Origin of the sequence: Candidatus Tumulicola sp. (assembly GCA_035601835.1) — a bacterium.
Classification (GTDB): Bacteria; Vulcanimicrobiota; Vulcanimicrobiia; order Eremiobacterales; family Eremiobacteraceae; genus DATNNM01.
In genome coordinates this window covers 213,552-229,770 of record DATNNM010000018.1, presented here as the reverse complement: position 1 = coordinate 229,770, position 16,219 = coordinate 213,552, and the positions used below count along the sequence as shown (strand labels likewise).

The following is a 16,219-nucleotide window of genomic DNA, read 5'->3' as shown; positions in this document are numbered from 1 at the left end:
TGAGTCAGGGGCCTATCGCCACGCCGCGCACTTTCAGCGTGCCCGTGTTCAAGTCGACGCCCACCGTGGTGTACGGCGGCGGGAACACGAAGACGTGATTGGCGGTCAGGGTGTTGTCGCTTGCGCCGACGTAAAGATCGCCCGCGCGGTCGAACGACACCCATGTCAGGTAGTTGGAGCTCGTCAACGCCTGCACCGTGATGGTCTTGGAAGCGTTCTTCGCGCTCGAATTCGTGAACGGCGGGTCGTACACGTCGATCTGATTGCGGGCAGTGCCGTTGGGGACGTACAGGCTTCCCGTCGGCCCGATCGCCGCGCCGAAGTTCGAGCCCCCTTGGATCGTGCCGAACTTAGCGAGCAGCGCGTTGGCGGAGCCAAGCGAGGAGTATTCGGTGACGTACGTCTCGTCAGCGACGAAGACGTCTCCGGCCGCATCCGTCCACACGCCGAATGGCCCGCTGACTTGGTCGGTGATGGGCGTGCCCCCAGTCGAGCTGGACTGCACAGGTGCTTGGAAAACGCCGATGCTGGCAACCCCGAAGGCGACATACATGTTTCCGGCCGCGTCGAAATGACAGTCCTCCGCGTTGGTCACCGGAAGCGTGAACGCTTGGATCGACCCCGTGGTCAGCGGCAGGTTGAACACTGGCAGGTCGGCGGCAACTCCCAGAGGGACGTAGATGTGCCCCGCTCCGTCAAAACACGGGTTCTGCGCGAGGTTCCCGGTCGTCAGCACGGTGACGGCGGGGGTGCTCGTGGCCGAAACCGGCAACGTGTAGACGAAGATCTTGCTCGGGGAGCCTTCGTCGGTCACATATAGGTGCTGCGGCCCGAAAAAAACCGGGGCCGAAGTCGTCGTGTTGCACGCGACGGCGGCAAGGCCGACAAAGGCGACCAACCCAAGCATCAATCGCGCCATGACGTGAGACCGCATGAATCGTTTCCTTTCCTGACGCGAGGGTTCGTCCGGCGCGGACCGGCGCCCTAGGGCCGGAGGGCGCCCCTTGAGCAATCGCTAACTTGGGGGCCCATGGCAGACGCAGCGTCGCCGTTGCTATGCACCCGCGGACTGTCGATGACGTTCGCAGGCTTTCGCGCGCTCGACGACGTGTCGATCAAGGTCAGCGAGGGGCGCACTCACGCGATCATCGGCCCGAACGGCGCCGGCAAGACGACGCTGTTCAACCTGCTTAGCGGTTTTCTCCGCCCTTCCGCGGGCAGCATCGAATTCAACGGACGCGACATCACCCGGCTTGGAGCTGCGGACATCGCGCGCATGGGGATCGTGCGCAGTTTCCAGATCACGAGCATCTTCCCGCACTTGAGCGTGATCGACAACGTCCAAGTGGCGCTGCTGTCCAAGACATCGCTCGCGCCGCGCTTTTGGGTACCGGGAAGCGCGTCGGCCGCGCTTGAAGCGCCGGCGTTGGCCATTTTGGAGCGGGTCCGCTTGGCGTCGGACGCCCGAGGCTTGGCCGCGCTGCTGCCGTACGGCAAGAAACGTGCGCTCGAGCTTGCGATCGCCGTGGCGCTCGACCCGGTGCTGCTCCTGCTCGATGAGCCCACCTCCGGGCTGGGCGGCGAGGACGTCGACTCGGTAGTGGAACTCGTGCGCGAAACCGCGCGCGGGCGCACCATCGTGCTGGTCGAGCACAACATGAACGTGGTCGAGCAGCTCTCCGATCACATCGTCGTCCTGCAATTCGGGCGGGTCATCGCGGAAGGCCCGTATCAAACCGTGCGCAACGACCAGCGCGTGATCGACGCCTATCTGGGCGGCATCGATGCTTGAGGTGCGCGATCTCCACGCGTGGTATGCTGAGAGTCATGTGCTTCACGGCGTCAGCCTGAATGTGAAGCGCGGCGAGGTCGTGACCCTGGTCGGCCGCAACGGCGCCGGCAAGACGACGACGCTCAAGTCCATCGTGGGCATGCTGCGCAAGAAGACGGGCACGATCGAGTTCGAGGGCCGCGAGATCCAAGATCTGCCCTCCGATCGAATCGCCCGGCTCGGCATGGCCTACGTGCCTGAAGAGCGCGGCATCTTTTCGAGTCTCTCCGTCAAAGAGAACCTGTTGTTGCCGCCGGTGGTCGGCGCTACCCAATGGACGCTCGAACGCATCTTCGCGCTCTTCCCGATCCTGCATCAGCGCGAACGTGCCGTCGGCACCACGCTGTCAGGAGGCGAGCAGCAGATGCTGGCCATCGCCCGGGCGCTGCGCACGGGCGCCAAGCTGCTGCTGCTGGACGAGCCGACGGAGGGCCTGGCTCCCTCCCTCGTGGCGACCATCCGCGACCTGATCCTCGAAATGAAAAAGACCGGGCTGACGGTGCTCCTGGTAGAGCAAAACGTCCGCTTCGCGACGAAGGTTTCCGACCGGCATTATCTGATGGTCCACGGCAGGGTTGTCGAAGCTCTCGACAACGCTGAAGTCATCCATAGAGAGCACGAACTGCTCGAACATCTGGGAGTATAGGCATGCAAAGACTATCGCGCTTCATAATGCTCGCGCTGGGCGCGGGAGTACTGCTTTTCGCGTCGTCGTACCCGGCGACTCAAGCGTCCGCCGACGACACGATCAAGATCGCCGTCATGAACGATCAGTCGAAGGTCTATGCGGATCTCGACGGTCAGGGCGGCGTGTCGGCGGTCCGGATGGCCGTGCAGGATTACGGCGGCGCCGTGCTCGGCAAGTCGATCAAAGTGCTGTCCGTCGATCACCAAAACGATCCCGCGCTGGCCAGCACCAAGGCGCACGAATTGTTCGAGTCGCTAGGCGCTTCGGTGATCATCGGACTGCCGACATCGTCCGTGTCGCTGGCCGTTTCGGCGGTCGGTGCGGCAGATCACAAGCTCGTGATCGTGGTCGGCGGCGCCACCGACGATCTCACCATGAGCAAGTGCAACAAGTATACGTTCCACTACGGTTATGACACGTATGCGCTCGCGCAGAACACCGGCAAACGCGTGACGGAAGCCGGCGGCAAGCGCTGGTACATGATCACCGCGAATTACGCGTTCGGCGAATCGATGCTGCGAAATTTCACGGCCGCGGTCCAACAGGCAGGCGGCTCGGTCATCCACAACGACTACGTGCCGCTCGGCAACACCGATTTCTCGACCTACCTCTTGCAGGCGCAAGCGATGCGGCCCGACGTCATCGGCCTGATGAACGCGGGCGGTGACACGATCAACTCGATGAAGCAGATCAACGAGTTCGGCCTGCAAAAGCGCGGCATCAAGGTGGGCGTCGGCCTGCTGTTCGACAGCGACGTCTCTTCGCTCGGCCCGGACTATTGGAACGGCGCCACGATCACGATCGGGTCCTACTGGAATCTCGACGACAAGACGCGCGCGTTTGCCGACCGCTATAAGGCGAAGACCGGCAAGCGGCCGACGTGGATCCAGATCGCCGACTATTCCGCCGCGTATCAGTACCTCGACGCGGTCAACCGCGCGAAGTCTATCGACGCGAATGCGGTGGTCAAGGCGCTGGAAGGCTACCACTTCGAGGACCTGTTCGCGCGCCACGCCTACATCCGCGCTCAGGACCACCTGTTGATCCACGACATGTACGTAGCGGACGTCAAACCTGCATCCGCCGTCACCATTCCATGGGATTTCTTCAAGATCGTGAAGACGGTGCCCGGCGAGCAGGCGTATCGTCCGCTATCGCAGGTGACATGTAAGATGTAGCGTGTGGATCTAAGCCTCCTCGCGCTCCAACTCTTCAACGGCCTGGTGAGCGGCGCGTTTTACGCGCTGCTCAGCCTGGGCCTTGCCATCATCTTCGGGATGATGCGCATCGTGAACTTCGCGCACGGCGCGATGTACATGCTCGGCGCGTTCGGCGCCTATATGGCCGCGCAATACCTCCACCTGCCGTTCTGGGGAGCGCTGATCATCGCGCCGCTCGCCGTGGGATTGCTCGGCATGGCCTTCGAGCGTACCCTTATCCGGCGACTGACCAGCCTCGACCCGCTGTACAACTTGCTGCTCACCTTCGGACTCACGCTGGTCATCGAAGAAGGCATGAAACAGTTCTTCGGCATGCAGGGCACGCCGTACTCGGTGCCGTCGCAACTGCAGGGTGCGGTCAATCTGGGCGTCACGTTCTACCCGACGTACCGGCTCTTCATCATCGTGTTCTCCGCACTCGTGTGTCTGGCCGTGTGGCTTGCCATCGAGCGCACGCCGCTCGGCGCGAAGATCCGCGCCGCGACCGAGAACCCGCCGCTCGTGCAGGCCTTCGGCATCAACACCTCGCGCCTTGCGACGCTGACGTTCGGCTTCGGCGTCGCCCTCGCGGCGCTCGCCGGCGTGCTGGCGGCGCCGACCACGAGCGTCACGCCCGCGATGGGATCCGACATCATCATCACCACGTTTGCGGTGGTGGTCATCGGCGGGATGGGCTCGATCGGCGGCTCGATCATCACCGGTTTCATCGTCGGACTCGTGGCGGCGATCGGCGCAATGGTGTATCCGCCGGTGGCCAATACCGGCGTCTTCATCCTCATGGCGCTCGTGCTGCTCGTGCGGCCCGCGGGTCTGTTCGGCGTCTTGGAGCGGCGCAGCATATGATTGCGCGGACGCTCCGCATGAGCGGCGGCATCGGCATATGGCTGGCGGTCGTCTGGCTCGCCCTGGGCCTGGCGCTGCCATGGCTCGTCTTCCCGCGGCTGGCGGCCGACATCGTCATCTGGGCGCTCTTCGCCGTCGCGCTGGATCTGCTGCTCGGCTATGCCGGGCTGCTCTCGTTCGGCCACGCGATGTTTTGGGGCGCCTCGAGCTACCTGTGCGGCATCCTTATCGTGCGCGCGCACTGGTCGTTCGTGCCTGCGGTCCTGGGCGGGATCCTGGCGGCCGTGATCATCGCCGCAATCGTGGGAGCCGTGTCGATCCGCCGGCAGGGCATCTACTTCGCGATGATCACGCTGGCCTTCGCGCAGCTCGTGTTCTTCTTCGCGAACCAGTTCAAGGATTTCACGGGCGCGGAGAACGGATTGCAGGGCGTGCCGCGGCCTTGGCTGTTCGGCTTGCCCGTCAACGACGACCGCGCCTTCTATTACATAGCGTTGGCCTTCGCCGTGCTGGGCGTCGCATTTGCGCTGCGCGTAGTGCACTCTCCATTCGGCCAAGTGCTCACTGCGATCCGTGAAAACGAACCGCGCGCGATAAGCTTGGGCTACGCGTCGAATCTCTACAAATTCGGTGCGTTCGTGCTTTCGGCCGCGCTGTCGGGTCTGGCCGGCAGCCTGTACGTCATCGCGCACGGCTTCACGTCGCTGGACACCGTGCAATGGCAGACGTCAGGCCAGGTGGTCATCATGACGGTGCTCGGCGGCATGGGCACGATCTTCGGGCCGATGTTCGGCGCTGCGCTATATCTGCTCATCAACGACCGCTTGTCCACGCTTACCAATTCGCCCGGCTTCGTCATGGGAGCGCTCTTCATCGTCGTCGTCAGCCTGTTCCGGCGCGGCATCGTCGGCGAACTGATCCATCTGTTCACGCGCAAGAAGCCGGCTGCATGAGCTTGGCCGGCAAGGTCGCCATCGTCACCGGCGCCGGGCGCGGCATCGGCGAAGCGATCGCGCGCAGGCTTGCGGCCGAAGGCGCGAGCGTGGCTTGCGCGGACGTCGATAAGGAAGCGGCCGCACGAACGGCGGCTGCGTGCGGCGGCGGCGCCTTCGCCCAAGAAGTGGACGTCCGGGTCGCGGCGCGCTGCGACGCCTGCGTCGGCGAAGTCATCGCGCGATGCGGCCGGCTCGACATCGCCGTCAACAACGCCGGCATCAACCGCGACGCCATGCTTCACAAGATGACGGACGAGCAGTGGCAGGAGGTCTTGGCGGTAAATCTTTGCGGCGTGTTCTACATGACGCGCGCCGCCGCGCGGGTGATGCGCGAAGCCGGCAAAGGCCGCATCATCAATATGAGCAGCGTCAACTGGATGGGCGGCATCGGTCAGGCGAACTACGCGGCGACCAAAGCCGGCGTCATCGGGCTCACGCGCAGCGCGGCGCTCGAGTTGGCGAAGTACGGCGTCACTGCTAACGCCGTTTGCCCGGGCTTCATCGACACCGCGATGACGCGCGGCATTCCCGAAGCCATCCGCAGCGCGAGCGTGCTAAAAATCCCGGCCGGCCGGCCCGGTCAGCCCGCCGATGTCGCAGCGGTCGTCGCGTTCCTCGCCTCGGATGAAGCGGCGTACGTCACGGGAGAGATGATCCGCGTCGACGGAGGCGTGCGCATATGAGCGCACCTCGTGAGTCGCAGGCGGTCGACGCAGCTTCGCTCTTCCGGCTCGATGGTCGCGTGGCGCTCGTCACGGGGGCGTCCAGCGGCCTCGGCGCGCGCTTCGCGCGCGTGCTCACCGCAGCGGGCGCTCGCGTCGTGCTCGCCGCGCGCCGAATGGATCGCCTGCGCGAGCTTTCCCAAGCGCTGCCCGGTTCGCTGCCGGTGGAATGCGACATCACCAAAGACTCGGACGTCGAGCGGCTCGTGACCACCGCGTTGCAACACGGCGACCGTATCGACGTGCTCGTGAACAACGCCGGCACGGCTGATCCGTACAGGTCTGAAGACGAACCGATCGAGGCGTTTCGCGAGGTCATCGCATTGAATCTGACGGCGCATTTCTTGGTGTCGCAGCGAGTCGGACGGCATATGCTCGAGCGCGGCAAGGGAAGCATCATCAACATCGTGTCGGTGCTCGGCGTGGTCGGCGGAGGTTTAAGGTCGTTGCCCGGCTACACCGCAAGCAAAGCCGGTCTGGCGAACCTCACGCGCCAGCTCGGCAGCGAGTGGGCCGGGCGCGGCGTTCGGGTCAACGCCCTTGCGCCTGGATATTTCGAAAGCGAACTCACAGAAGAAATATTTTCGAACGAGAAGATGGTCAAGCGCATCTCGCAGATGACGCCGATAGGGCGCCCCGGATTGGCGCACGAACTGGACGGCCCGCTGCTGTTTCTGGCAAGCGACGCGTCGAGCTATGTGACGGGGCACATCCTCGCCGTGGACGGGGGCTGGCTCGCCATATGATCGTGATAACCGTAGCCACGGACCTTTAGGTCCGTGATCGTCAATTTCAATGCGGGTGAATTGAGGAAGCTGCGCTCGCTGCGCACGCCCGCGGGCATTCAGAAGCTCATGGATGCCATGCCGTACCACCTCGCGGACACAGCCTGGTCGCCGCGCCGCGTCCTCCACGAACTCACCGCGCACTGCCTCGAAGGCGCGATCTTCGCGGCTGCGGCGCTCCGCGTCATCGGCTTTCCTCCGCTGATCGTGGATCTCGAAGCGGAGCACGATACGGACCACGTCATCGCGGTCTACCAGATCGACGGCCACTGGGGCGCGCTTGCGAAGTCGAACTATTCGGGCTGCCGCTACCGCGAGCCGGTCTACCGAACGTTGCGCGAGCTGGCCATGACCTATTTCGAGGACTATTTCAATCTGCGCGGCGAGCGCACGCTGCGCACGTTTTCGCGGCCGGTGAACCTCAAGCGCTTCGATCCGCTGGCCTGGATGACGACCGAGAAGCCGGTGTGGTTCATCCCGGAACACCTGCTCGATGTCTCGCACGAGCAGTTGATCACGCCCCGGATGGCCAGGCGGCTCGTCCGCGTCGACGCGCGCTCGAAGGCCGCCGGGCTGCTGGGCATGCGCCGGCGCTAGGCCGGACGTGGGCAAGACGGGGCAGTGCTAAGATGGTCATGGACGAGGCGCCGGCCTCAAGCACCTGATGGAATCCCTACTAGGCCGGAGTCTCGTCGCGGGAGTTTGATAATGCTTCGCACATTGGCGGCGCTCGCCGGAGCTGCGATTGTTTCATTGCCGGTACTAGCATGGGCGGATACTGCGACGCTGTCGCCGGACGCGACCCCCAGACCGGGCGGCGTCGATCCGTGCGCATTGCTTGCCGCGCCCGATGTCGCCAGCGCGCTCCATACAACGGTCCACAACCTGGCCCATCCGCACCGGCCGACCGCCGATGAATGTGTGTGGGCCGCGACCTCGCGCGTGCAAGGAGCGGTGCCTCCGCAAGTGATGTTCGCTCTGCAAATGGGCAATCGAAGCCCGTTTGCAAGGGGATCAACTGCCTGTGGTTGGCGCACTCGGTCACCAGTAGCCTCGGCGTGAATCTCCCAGGCTCGCAGCTTTTCGATCAGGCGATGTCCACCGCCGGACAAGTGCAGACGATCACCGGATTGGGCGAAAAAGCCGGCTGGGCGAACGGCTTGCTCACCGTCCTCCAAAACAACGTCTTGTACAAAGTGAAAGTCGGCGGGTTGGCATCGTCACAGCTCGCGCTGAATGCGTCGGAACTCATCGCGCGCGGCGCGCTGAACCGGACACACGCGTCGCCTCACCCCTGACCGGCGGAGCAGAGGGAAGTCCAGGAGCTTCCCAGGTTAAAAGGGTAGACTAGACCCTTAGGACATGTCCATCGCCCGCTTCGCCGTCACTCGCCGAGTCGCCGTGGCGATGCTCTCGGCCGCCATCGTCGTTCTCGGGCTCTTCGCCGCGCCGCGCCTCGCCGTGGCGCTGCTGCCGACTTTCGCTCCGCCGGTCGTCAGCGTGAACGTCTCCTACACGAACGCCTCGCCCGAAACGATCGAGACCACGGTGACGCGGCCCATCGAGAACGCGGTCAGCCGCGTCGCGGGCATCGACATCATCGAATCGACCTCGACGCAGGGCCAGTCCACCGTTCGCGCGCAGTTCAGCTTCGGAACGGACATCAACGTCGCGGCGGTAGACGTGCAGCAGCAGGTCGCGCGCATCCGCGCGTCCCTGCCGAACGATCCCGCGCTCCAAGAACCTCAGATCAGCAAAGCGGATCCGAACGCGACGCCTGTGCTCGCGCTGCAGGTCACCGACCCTACGCGCACGCAGCGCGATCTTTCAGATCTCATCATCAACCAGTTCTCCGACGAGCTGGCATCGGTGCGCGGCGTCGGCAGCGTCGGCCTCTCAGGCGTGGCGCAGCGCGCGATCATGATCGAACCGGACGAGCATCGCCTCACGGCGCTCGGTCTGTCGGTCAACGATCTCCTGACGCGGGTGAAGAACGAAAACGTCGATCTTCCGGCGGGCGTCGTCCAAATCGGCACGCAAGAGTACGGCATTCGGACCAACGCCTTGTACAAGTCGCCGGCCGAAGTGGCAGACACCATCGTCACGATCTCGAACGGCGTGCCCATCCGGCTTCGCGACGTCGCGACGGTGCGCGATGCGCTCCAGGAGCAGCGCGTCTTTTCCCGCGTCAATGGACAGCCGTCGGCGCAGTTGACGATCACTGCGCAGCCCGATGCGAACATCGTCGCCGTGGGAGACGGCGTGACGCAGAAGATCAAGGATATCAACCAGCAGTACCCGATGATCAAGTTCGCGACGATGCTCGATCAGCGCGAATTCATCCTCCAGGCCGTGGCGGCGCTCGAACACACCGCCATGTACGGCGCGATCCTGGCGGTCCTCATCATCCTGCTGTTCCTCCACTCCTGGCGCACCACCATCATCGTCGCGATCTCGCTGCCGGTCTCCATTCTCGGCACGCTGTTCGTCGCATACGCGTTCCACGAGACGCTCAACGTCATCACGTTGGGAGGTCTGGCCCTTGCGGTCGGGTTGATCGTCGACGACGCCGTCGTCGTGATTGAGAACATCTCGCGCTTCTTGCGCACGGGCATGCCGGCGCCCGAGGCTGCGGAAGGCGCCACCAATCAGATCTTCGGCGCCGTGCTGGCCTCGACGATCACCGTCGTGACCGTGTTCTTCCCGCTCATGTTGATCCCGGGTGTGCAAGGGCTCATCTTCGGCCCGTTCGCGATCGTCGTCATGAGCGGCGTGGGTATCTCGCTGCTCGTCGCCGTGACGGCGGTGCCGATGCTCTCCGTGGAATTGCTGCGCCGCAAGGGAGGGGGCAACGGCGAGGACGCCACACACCCGAGCCCGCCCGACACGGGAGAGAAGCGCGGCTCGTTCGCCTCACGATTTGACCGGTTCTATGGGCGGGTCGAAGGCGCATACCGCAGAGCGCTCTCGTTCTGCCTGGATCGGCCGGGGTGGGTGTTCGGCTCGGCCGGCGCGGTGCTTGCGGTCACGGTGATCGCGTTGAGCCTCGGCGTCGTTCCAACGGAGATATTTCCGCCCTCAGACTCACGCTTCGTCCAATTCGACCTGCAAGCTCCGAACGGCACGGCGCTGAGCTTGATGAACAGCATCTCGCAACAGGTCGAGAATGCGCTTCGCAAGGACCCACGGGTCGTGAACGTCGGAGCGACGGTCGGGCAGGCCGGCAACGGGCGATCGATCACCAACCGCGCGAGCCTTCAAGTCGCGCTGCAGGGAGGCACGAGCGGAACTGCAGCCGCCGCATTCGTCAAGGAATGGCGCGGCCGGCTCTCCGGCGGCGGGCGCTCGCAATCCGCCCAGGACGCCGGGCTGCGCACCGCGATGATCGGCGTCGTCGCGCGCGGTCAGACGATCGACATCGTGCAACGGCAGATATCGCAGGGACAAACGGCGCTGGAAATCGAGATCTTCGGGCCTGACCTCAATCAATTGCAAACGGTATCTGACGGCGTCATCAATGCGATCGCCGACATCCCCGGCGTGAGCACGCCCGACAAGAACGTCACCAATTCGCAGCCGGAGATCAACGTCAGCATCGACCGCACGCGCTTGATGCTGTCCGGTCTGCAGACCGGCGATCTCGCGTCACTCGTCAACACGACGACAAGCGGCACCGTCGCCTCCTACTACCAGATCAACGGGATCCAGTATCCGATCGTGGTGCAGCTTTCGCCCAGCCAGCGCCGCTCGTATCCGTCGCTGCAGAGCCTGGATTTCGCTCCGATCGGCGTATCGGCGAAGCCGAACGTGCCCCTCGGATTGACGCTGAGCAGCGTCGCGACGCTGAAGCCCGGCCTCGGGCCGTCAGCGATCAGCCGCGAATACCGGCAGCGCCGCGTCGAGATCCAGGCGCCGATCAGCGGACGACCTCTGGGTCCGATAGTCGCCGACGCCGCGGCGATCATGGCGCACTATCCGTTGCCCAGCGGTTACCGCTGGGAATTCGGGCCCGAGATCCAAAGCGGGCAGACCAGCTTCAATGCGCTGTACCTTGCGGTGGCGTTGGCGGTCGTCTTGATCTACATGCTGTTGGCGTCGCAATTCGAATCGTATATCGATCCGCTCGTGATCATGACCGCGGCGCCGCTGTCGCTGGTCGGCATCGTCGGATCCCTCGTGATCACCCATCGCGCCTTCGGCCTCACGGCGTTCATCGGATCTTTGATGCTCGTCGGGATCGCGGTGAAGAACTCGATTCTGGTCATCGAGTTCACCAAACAGCTGCGAGAAGAAGGGGTGGAAGCGCGCGAAGCGCTCCTGCGCGCCGGTCCGATCCGGCTGAGGCCCATCCTCATGACCAGCTTTGCCACGACCGGCGGCATGTTGCCGCTCGCGATCGGCATCGAGGCGGGCAGTTCGACGCAGGCGCCGCTCGCGACCGTCGTCATCGGCGGAATCATCGCCTCGACGTGCTTGTCGCTGTTGGTCGTTCCGACGCTGTATCTATGGATCGCGCGCCGCTTCGGTGGCCGGTTCGTGTCTCGAAGAATCCCGTCGACGACTGCCGACCTTCGCCCGGCACCACCGCAGACCCCGGCCAGTCCGCGCGCGTGATCTAAAAGACGGTGATCCGCACCAGCATTTTCCTAAAAGACGGCAGGCTCCGCCCCGTCCTCCGTGCCCTCGTGTTCTTTCCGGTGTTCTTCTTGATCTTGATCCCGTTCTTGATAGTGTCGGGGCTTGTCGGCAAGTTCGGCTCGCATCCGGGAAGCTCGTTTCTCTCCTTCACCGTCTTCGAGCTCGCAGTTCTCGGCGCACTGCTCACAGCCACGCTTCTCCTTCGCCGCTTCGTCGACCGCCGGAGCATCGAATCGCTTGGGTTCACGTTCAGCAGGGCGTGGTTCAAGCTGCTGTTGATCGGCGTGGCGGTCGGCGTCGTGATTCAATCCTCGGTCTTTCTCCTGGAACTTTCGCTCGGGTACTTGCGGATCAACAGCCTCTCCCCGCTGCAGGGGACTCTTGCTTTTTTGGCGCTCACGCTCGTGTTCTGGCTCGCCGCGGCTGCCGTCGAAGAGATCGGGCTGCGCGGCTACCTTTTTCAAAACCTGTGGGAGGAGTTCGGTCCCGTTCCCGCTGCCATCGCCACCGCGCTTTTTTTCGGCGCGCTCCATCTGGGCAACCCGAATGCTCATGCACAAGCCGCGTTGACCGTCACCGGCATCGCCCTCTACGGGCTTCTGGCATGTTGGATCGTCGTCCTAACACGATCGTTGTGGCTCGCGATCGGCGTGCACTGCGCCTGGAACATCTGCGAGGGACCGGTGTACGGCTTTGCGGTGAGCGGCTTGAAGACGCCGTCGCTCATCGATCAAACGGGGAGCGGGCCGGACTGGTTCACCGGCGGCGCCTTCGGCCCTGAATCCGGGGCGATCATGGTCGTGCCTTTAGCGTTGGGAACGCTGTTGATCTATGCGCTGCATCGGCTCGGCGTGTTTTCTGATCTTCCCGACACGCGTGAGGCGTACGCAAAGACGTGAACGCAAGAAACGGATAGACGCCCGGGACCGCTTGCTCCTATACTCATGGAATGAGCTCGCAACTTACAGCCACTTTTCACGCAAGCGCGATGTCGACGCCGACCGCAGATCAGATACGGGCTCGCATGCGCGACGACTACGGCAACGACCTGACCGCTAAGGTCGACGACGGCACCGGGCCGTGCCGCCACTGCTTACAGTACGCCAAGCCCGGCGACCGCTTGATCCTTTTTTCGTACCGACCGTTCGAGAAGCCGGCGCTTTATCAAGAGGTCGGGCCGGTGTTCATCCATGCCGACGGCTGCGAGCGCTACGCCGGGTCCGAAATGATCCCGCCCGCGTTTGCCGCGCGCCCACTCATTCTGCGGCCGTACACAAGCGAGCATGCGATCGCCGATTCACAAGTATTCGCCCCAGCCGGCCGCGCTCCTGAAATGGCCGCCGCGCTGTTCGAGAATCCAGACGTCGCGTATCTCCATGTGCGCAGCGTTTCGCGCGGCTGTTACCTGTTCCGAATCGAGCGCTTCAGCGCGCTTTGAAGTGTACCGACACCGCCTCGTCCTGAGTGACTGTTTCTGGTCCACTCCCGTTGGTTCGCGTTTGTTTTCCCGTCTCAATCCCGAACGACTGGCCCGCGATCAAATGGTCGAGCGGGAAGGGTATCTTTGTCTTCGAGGTCACCGTGAACTCGAGGGTCAGCGCCGTGGCGGGGACGACGGAGAAGTCAATGCCATCGGGCGTTGTGAATTCGAAGCCGATCGGGTACGGAATGAATATAGGAGGAAACGAACAGCTCGCCTTGACCGAGTCGAGTTTGCTTTGGAACGACTGCGCCCCATCGACCGGGCCAGCTGAGAAGTTCATACCTCCGTTGGCGCCGAGGTATCTGCCTGAAAAGACCAAGCGCGCCGGCTCCGGGTACGACGGGATGTCACCTTTGCACTGGATCGGACTCTTGTTCGGATCCATCGCATTGAAAAGTGAGGCTTTCTCTGACGCAGAGATCGTTCCCATGAACACACCCATCGGGCGTGGGCGCACACCCATGGCATCCGGAGCGGTCGCGTAGGAGACGTCTTTCCACGTGCCCGTCCATTCAATGGTCGCATCCCAGTCCTCTTTTGGGCCGGTCCGGTGCTCGTGAACGCTGACCGAGATATCGACGTCGTAACGAGCGTAGCCCGATGAAGACTTGGTGGTGCTGCTTGCGCCACCCGCGCCGACCCTGACGATCACAATCGCGGTAATCTTTCCATCGACAAGGTACGGGAAGCGCCCGGCCTTCGGGAAGCGCACGCCGTGGCTACCGCTCGGGGCGAGTGTGAATCCCACAAAGGCCTTTTGCGCGGCAGCCACCGTGTGAGTATGTATGCCGTTATTCGTCCACGTCACTTTGTCGCCGACGTAGATGGTCACCGCCGTCGGTACGACGCGAGCGTCGGTTATGGTTACGACGCCGGCCGCCCGAGCAGGCGCTGTGCTCATGAGTATGAGAGCGAAAAAGATGATGCCGAAGCTTCGAAACATGACAAGAGATCCTTTCAACCGCTCGACGTAAACGTGATCTCACAATGCGATGCCCCCTTGAGCATGCACATCGACTCAGCTATGGTGATACTCTCGCCGAAGTGCTTGGCGACGCCGAGCGCGATGCCTTTAGCGAAATAACACATCTTCCGCTGGGAGTCATAACGCAGGACGATTTCGTTCGGGCCAAGGCGCTCGACCCGTAATCGCGGCGGCGCCGCACCGTGGAGCGATCGCCGGACGATGGTGTGGATGACGACTTCCGTGTTCTCGATCATCTCGAGCGTCCTCCAACTTGAGTCGATTGAAATCGCGTACATGCGCATAAGGTCGGGTGCGATGACCTCGCCGAACTGCTGACCGAAATCAGGAAGATCGACTTTCGCCATCGACGCTGCGGCGGCGAGAAGGTCGGCGAACTCGTGGTCCGGGTAGTGGTTGCCGCGATAGTAGTGGCGAGCTTTCGGGAGCGCGGCGCGCAGGACGTCGTTCCAGGCAGTGGGGCCCAGCTTTTCTGCCACAAATTTGTGGAACTCGACGAAGATGATTCCGTGCACGACAGGGAGAGTTCTTCGGCCTCCGGAGCCTCGCCTTGGGAGTGCGAGGTCAGAACGCAACGCGGGGGGAAAGTGATGGCTGCCGAAGTTTGAGGAGGATCACGCTGTGCTCACTCGGGTCATCTTCGTATCGCTCGCATTGGCGTCACTTGCGCTCGCCTCGAACGCGGCCGTGCCTGCCAAACAATCGTATCTCTGCACGGATCAGTGGTTGATCCCGGACTCGTCTTCCAACCATTTCGCTGGTGGCGCAGAGCTAGCTGCCGGAAAGTACCAAGAAGCTTTCAATAACTTCGACGACGAGGTAAGCACCGCGGAACATGCGGAGATGTTCGCCGGTCAAGAGCGCAATAGCAGGGAAGTGGCTCAGGACAACCTCACCGCCGCGGCCAACCTCGCCGGCGCAGCCGCTTCGATGTTCGGTGAAGGTAAGAACGATTTAGCGTTGGGGTATTTGCGGGATGCTCGCGACCATCTCGCTTCCGCTACAAAAGCATGGCCGAAACCGATCACCGCCGTCGCGGTCAAGGACATCCGCACGTATATCGACCAATTGGCGAAGGCGAAGAAACCGCTGATCCCGGACTGCATGCGCGCGCATCACTAGGCTGAGGTGGCCACCCCGATAGGACTACTTCGCGAGGCCTACGCGGGCTGGCAGCGGCACAACACGGCGCATCTGGCCGCGGCGCTTGCGTTCTACTTGGCCTTCTCGCTGGCCCCGCTGCTCGTCATCGCGATCGCCGCCGCAGGCCTCGTCATCGGTCCGAAAGCCGCCACCCAAGACGTCCTCGGTCCGGTGCGCGATTTTCTCGGCACGTCCGGCGCCCGGTTTGTCACGAGCCTCATCGCCAACGTGAACGCTCCCGCACCCAATATCGTAGCGGCCGCGATAGGCACCATTGCGCTGATCTTCGGTGCAAGCGGTGCCTTCATGCAACTCTACGCTGCCCTCAACATCATTTTTGACGCCAAGCGACGGCCATCGCGATTCTCTTACATTTTGCGGGTTCGTTTGTTTTCGTTTCTCATGGTGACGCTCATCGGCGCATTGCTGCTAGCCTCGCAGATCTTCGATGCGACGCTCGCGACAGCCGTGAAAGCGCACGAGCCGGCGTGGGGGGTCACGCGCGTTGTCGTTTTCGCTGCGTCGTTTGTCGTGATCACGATCTTGTTCGGGTCGCTCTTCAAATTTATCCCCGAGGCAAGCGTTGCGTGGCGCGACGCACTCACCGGCGGCATGTTCACGGCAGCCTTGTTCCTGCTCGGTCAATGGCTGCTGAGCATGTACGTGCGCTACGCGGCTTTTCATGCGGTGCGCGGCGCCGCGGCAGCAGCCCTCATCGTGATGACCTGGCTCTACTACCTCGCGCTGATCGTATTTTTTGGCGCCGAGGTGACTCGCGCATATGCGTTCGGCCGGAAGCAGGCCGAACTGCCCGGGATCGCCGCCGACTGAAGCAGGAGCGGGAGCACGTTCCCGCGGCAGCTAATGTTGGTCGCGCAAATGAAAG

17 protein-coding genes are annotated in these 16,219 nt (G+C 63.3%); 14 read left to right on the top strand and 3 right to left on the bottom strand.

Going from position 1 to position 16,219, the window contains the following annotated elements; genetic code table 11:
- Positions 1-4: 4 nt before the first annotated feature.
- A complete protein-coding gene (locus VN934_12665) occupies positions 5-934 on the bottom strand; it encodes a hypothetical protein (protein ID HXM19641.1) in 930 nt (309 codons plus the stop codon).
- A 96-nt stretch (positions 935-1,030) separates the two neighbouring features.
- Between VN934_12665 and VN934_12660 the strand changes: the two genes are divergently transcribed.
- The 12 genes from VN934_12660 to VN934_12605 all read left to right on the top strand — a co-directional run bounded on the left by VN934_12660 (position 1,031) and on the right by VN934_12605 (position 13,160).
- Positions 1,031-1,792: an ABC transporter ATP-binding protein gene (locus tag VN934_12660; GenBank protein HXM19640.1), complete on the top strand. Its 762-nt coding sequence runs from the start codon at positions 1,031-1,033 to the stop codon at positions 1,790-1,792.
- A complete protein-coding gene (locus VN934_12655; GenBank protein ID HXM19639.1) occupies positions 1,785-2,477 on the top strand; it encodes an ABC transporter ATP-binding protein in 693 nt (230 codons plus the stop codon). Before VN934_12660 ends, VN934_12655 begins: the two co-directional genes overlap by 8 nt.
- A 2-nt stretch (positions 2,478-2,479) precedes the next feature.
- A complete protein-coding gene (locus VN934_12650) occupies positions 2,480-3,697 on the top strand; it encodes an ABC transporter substrate-binding protein (protein ID HXM19638.1) in 1,218 nt (405 codons plus the stop codon).
- A 3-nt stretch (positions 3,698-3,700) separates the two neighbouring features.
- On the top strand, positions 3,701-4,582 hold the full coding sequence (locus VN934_12645) for a branched-chain amino acid ABC transporter permease (protein ID HXM19637.1): 882 nt from the start codon (positions 3,701-3,703) through the stop codon (positions 4,580-4,582).
- Entirely contained in the window at positions 4,579-5,535 is a 957-nt protein-coding gene (locus tag VN934_12640; GenBank protein ID HXM19636.1) for a branched-chain amino acid ABC transporter permease, read from the top strand. Before VN934_12645 ends, VN934_12640 begins: the two co-directional genes overlap by 4 nt.
- Positions 5,532-6,260 (top strand): 3-oxoacyl-ACP reductase FabG, encoded by a 729-nt coding sequence (fabG, locus tag VN934_12635; GenBank protein HXM19635.1) that lies wholly within the window; start codon positions 5,532-5,534, stop codon positions 6,258-6,260. The genes VN934_12640 and fabG overlap by 4 nt, the downstream gene beginning before the upstream one ends.
- A complete protein-coding gene (locus VN934_12630) occupies positions 6,257-7,045 on the top strand; it encodes an SDR family oxidoreductase (protein HXM19634.1) in 789 nt (262 codons plus the stop codon). The genes fabG and VN934_12630 overlap by 4 nt, the downstream gene beginning before the upstream one ends.
- A gap of 33 nt (positions 7,046-7,078) precedes the next feature.
- A complete protein-coding gene (locus VN934_12625) occupies positions 7,079-7,681 on the top strand; it encodes a hypothetical protein (protein ID HXM19633.1) in 603 nt (200 codons plus the stop codon).
- Positions 7,682-8,142: 461 nt separating this feature from the next.
- The gene (locus VN934_12620) at positions 8,143-8,382 is read left to right on the top strand and encodes a hypothetical protein (protein HXM19632.1); all 240 of its coding nucleotides are present in this window, start codon (positions 8,143-8,145) and stop codon (positions 8,380-8,382) included.
- A 64-nt stretch (positions 8,383-8,446) separates the two neighbouring features.
- Positions 8,447-11,698 carry an efflux RND transporter permease subunit gene (locus tag VN934_12615; protein ID HXM19631.1) on the top strand — a complete coding sequence of 1,084 codons (3,252 nt, stop codon included), beginning with the start codon at positions 8,447-8,449 and terminating at the stop codon, positions 11,696-11,698.
- Between the two features lie 11 nt (positions 11,699-11,709).
- The gene (locus VN934_12610) at positions 11,710-12,621 is read left to right on the top strand and encodes a type II CAAX endopeptidase family protein (protein ID HXM19630.1); all 912 of its coding nucleotides are present in this window, start codon (positions 11,710-11,712) and stop codon (positions 12,619-12,621) included.
- Positions 12,622-12,671: 50 nt separating this feature from the next.
- A complete protein-coding gene (locus VN934_12605) occupies positions 12,672-13,160 on the top strand; it encodes a DUF1203 domain-containing protein (protein HXM19629.1) in 489 nt (162 codons plus the stop codon).
- Here VN934_12605 and VN934_12600 read toward each other — a convergent pair.
- Positions 13,147-14,148 (bottom strand): hypothetical protein, encoded by a 1,002-nt coding sequence (locus VN934_12600; GenBank protein HXM19628.1) that lies wholly within the window; start codon positions 14,146-14,148, stop codon positions 13,147-13,149. The genes VN934_12605 and VN934_12600 overlap by 14 nt on opposite strands.
- A gap of 14 nt (positions 14,149-14,162) precedes the next feature.
- Positions 14,163-14,705, bottom strand: coding sequence for a heme NO-binding domain-containing protein (locus VN934_12595; protein ID HXM19627.1), 543 nt, complete (start codon positions 14,703-14,705; stop codon positions 14,163-14,165).
- A 106-nt stretch (positions 14,706-14,811) separates the two neighbouring features.
- On the opposite strand from VN934_12595, the gene VN934_12590 reads away from it, so the two are divergent.
- Positions 14,812-15,312, top strand: a complete 501-nt coding sequence (locus tag VN934_12590) for a hypothetical protein (GenBank protein HXM19626.1) — start codon at positions 14,812-14,814, stop codon at positions 15,310-15,312.
- A 6-nt stretch (positions 15,313-15,318) separates the two neighbouring features.
- Positions 15,319-16,164 carry a YihY/virulence factor BrkB family protein gene (locus VN934_12585; protein HXM19625.1) on the top strand — a complete coding sequence of 282 codons (846 nt, stop codon included), beginning with the start codon at positions 15,319-15,321 and terminating at the stop codon, positions 16,162-16,164.
- Positions 16,165-16,219: the final 55 nt, after the last annotated feature.

Coding starts and splice junctions, on each gene's coding strand:
- VN934_12660 (HXM19640.1), top strand. CDS start 1,031: ATGGCAGACGCAGCGTCGCCGTTGCTATGCACCCGCGGACTGTCGATG.
- VN934_12600 (HXM19628.1), bottom strand. CDS start 14,148: ATGTTTCGAAGCTTCGGCATCATCTTTTTCGCTCTCATACTCATGAGC.
- VN934_12665 (HXM19641.1), bottom strand. CDS start 934: ATGCGGTCTCACGTCATGGCGCGATTGATGCTTGGGTTGGTCGCCTTT.
- VN934_12655 (HXM19639.1), top strand. CDS start 1,785: ATGCTTGAGGTGCGCGATCTCCACGCGTGGTATGCTGAGAGTCATGTG.
- fabG (HXM19635.1), top strand. CDS start 5,532: ATGAGCTTGGCCGGCAAGGTCGCCATCGTCACCGGCGCCGGGCGCGGC.
- VN934_12640 (HXM19636.1), top strand. CDS start 4,579: ATGATTGCGCGGACGCTCCGCATGAGCGGCGGCATCGGCATATGGCTG.
- VN934_12615 (HXM19631.1), top strand. CDS start 8,447: ATGTCCATCGCCCGCTTCGCCGTCACTCGCCGAGTCGCCGTGGCGATG.
- VN934_12630 (HXM19634.1), top strand. CDS start 6,257: ATGAGCGCACCTCGTGAGTCGCAGGCGGTCGACGCAGCTTCGCTCTTC.
- VN934_12650 (HXM19638.1), top strand. CDS start 2,480: ATGCAAAGACTATCGCGCTTCATAATGCTCGCGCTGGGCGCGGGAGTA.
- VN934_12605 (HXM19629.1), top strand. CDS start 12,672: ATGAGCTCGCAACTTACAGCCACTTTTCACGCAAGCGCGATGTCGACG.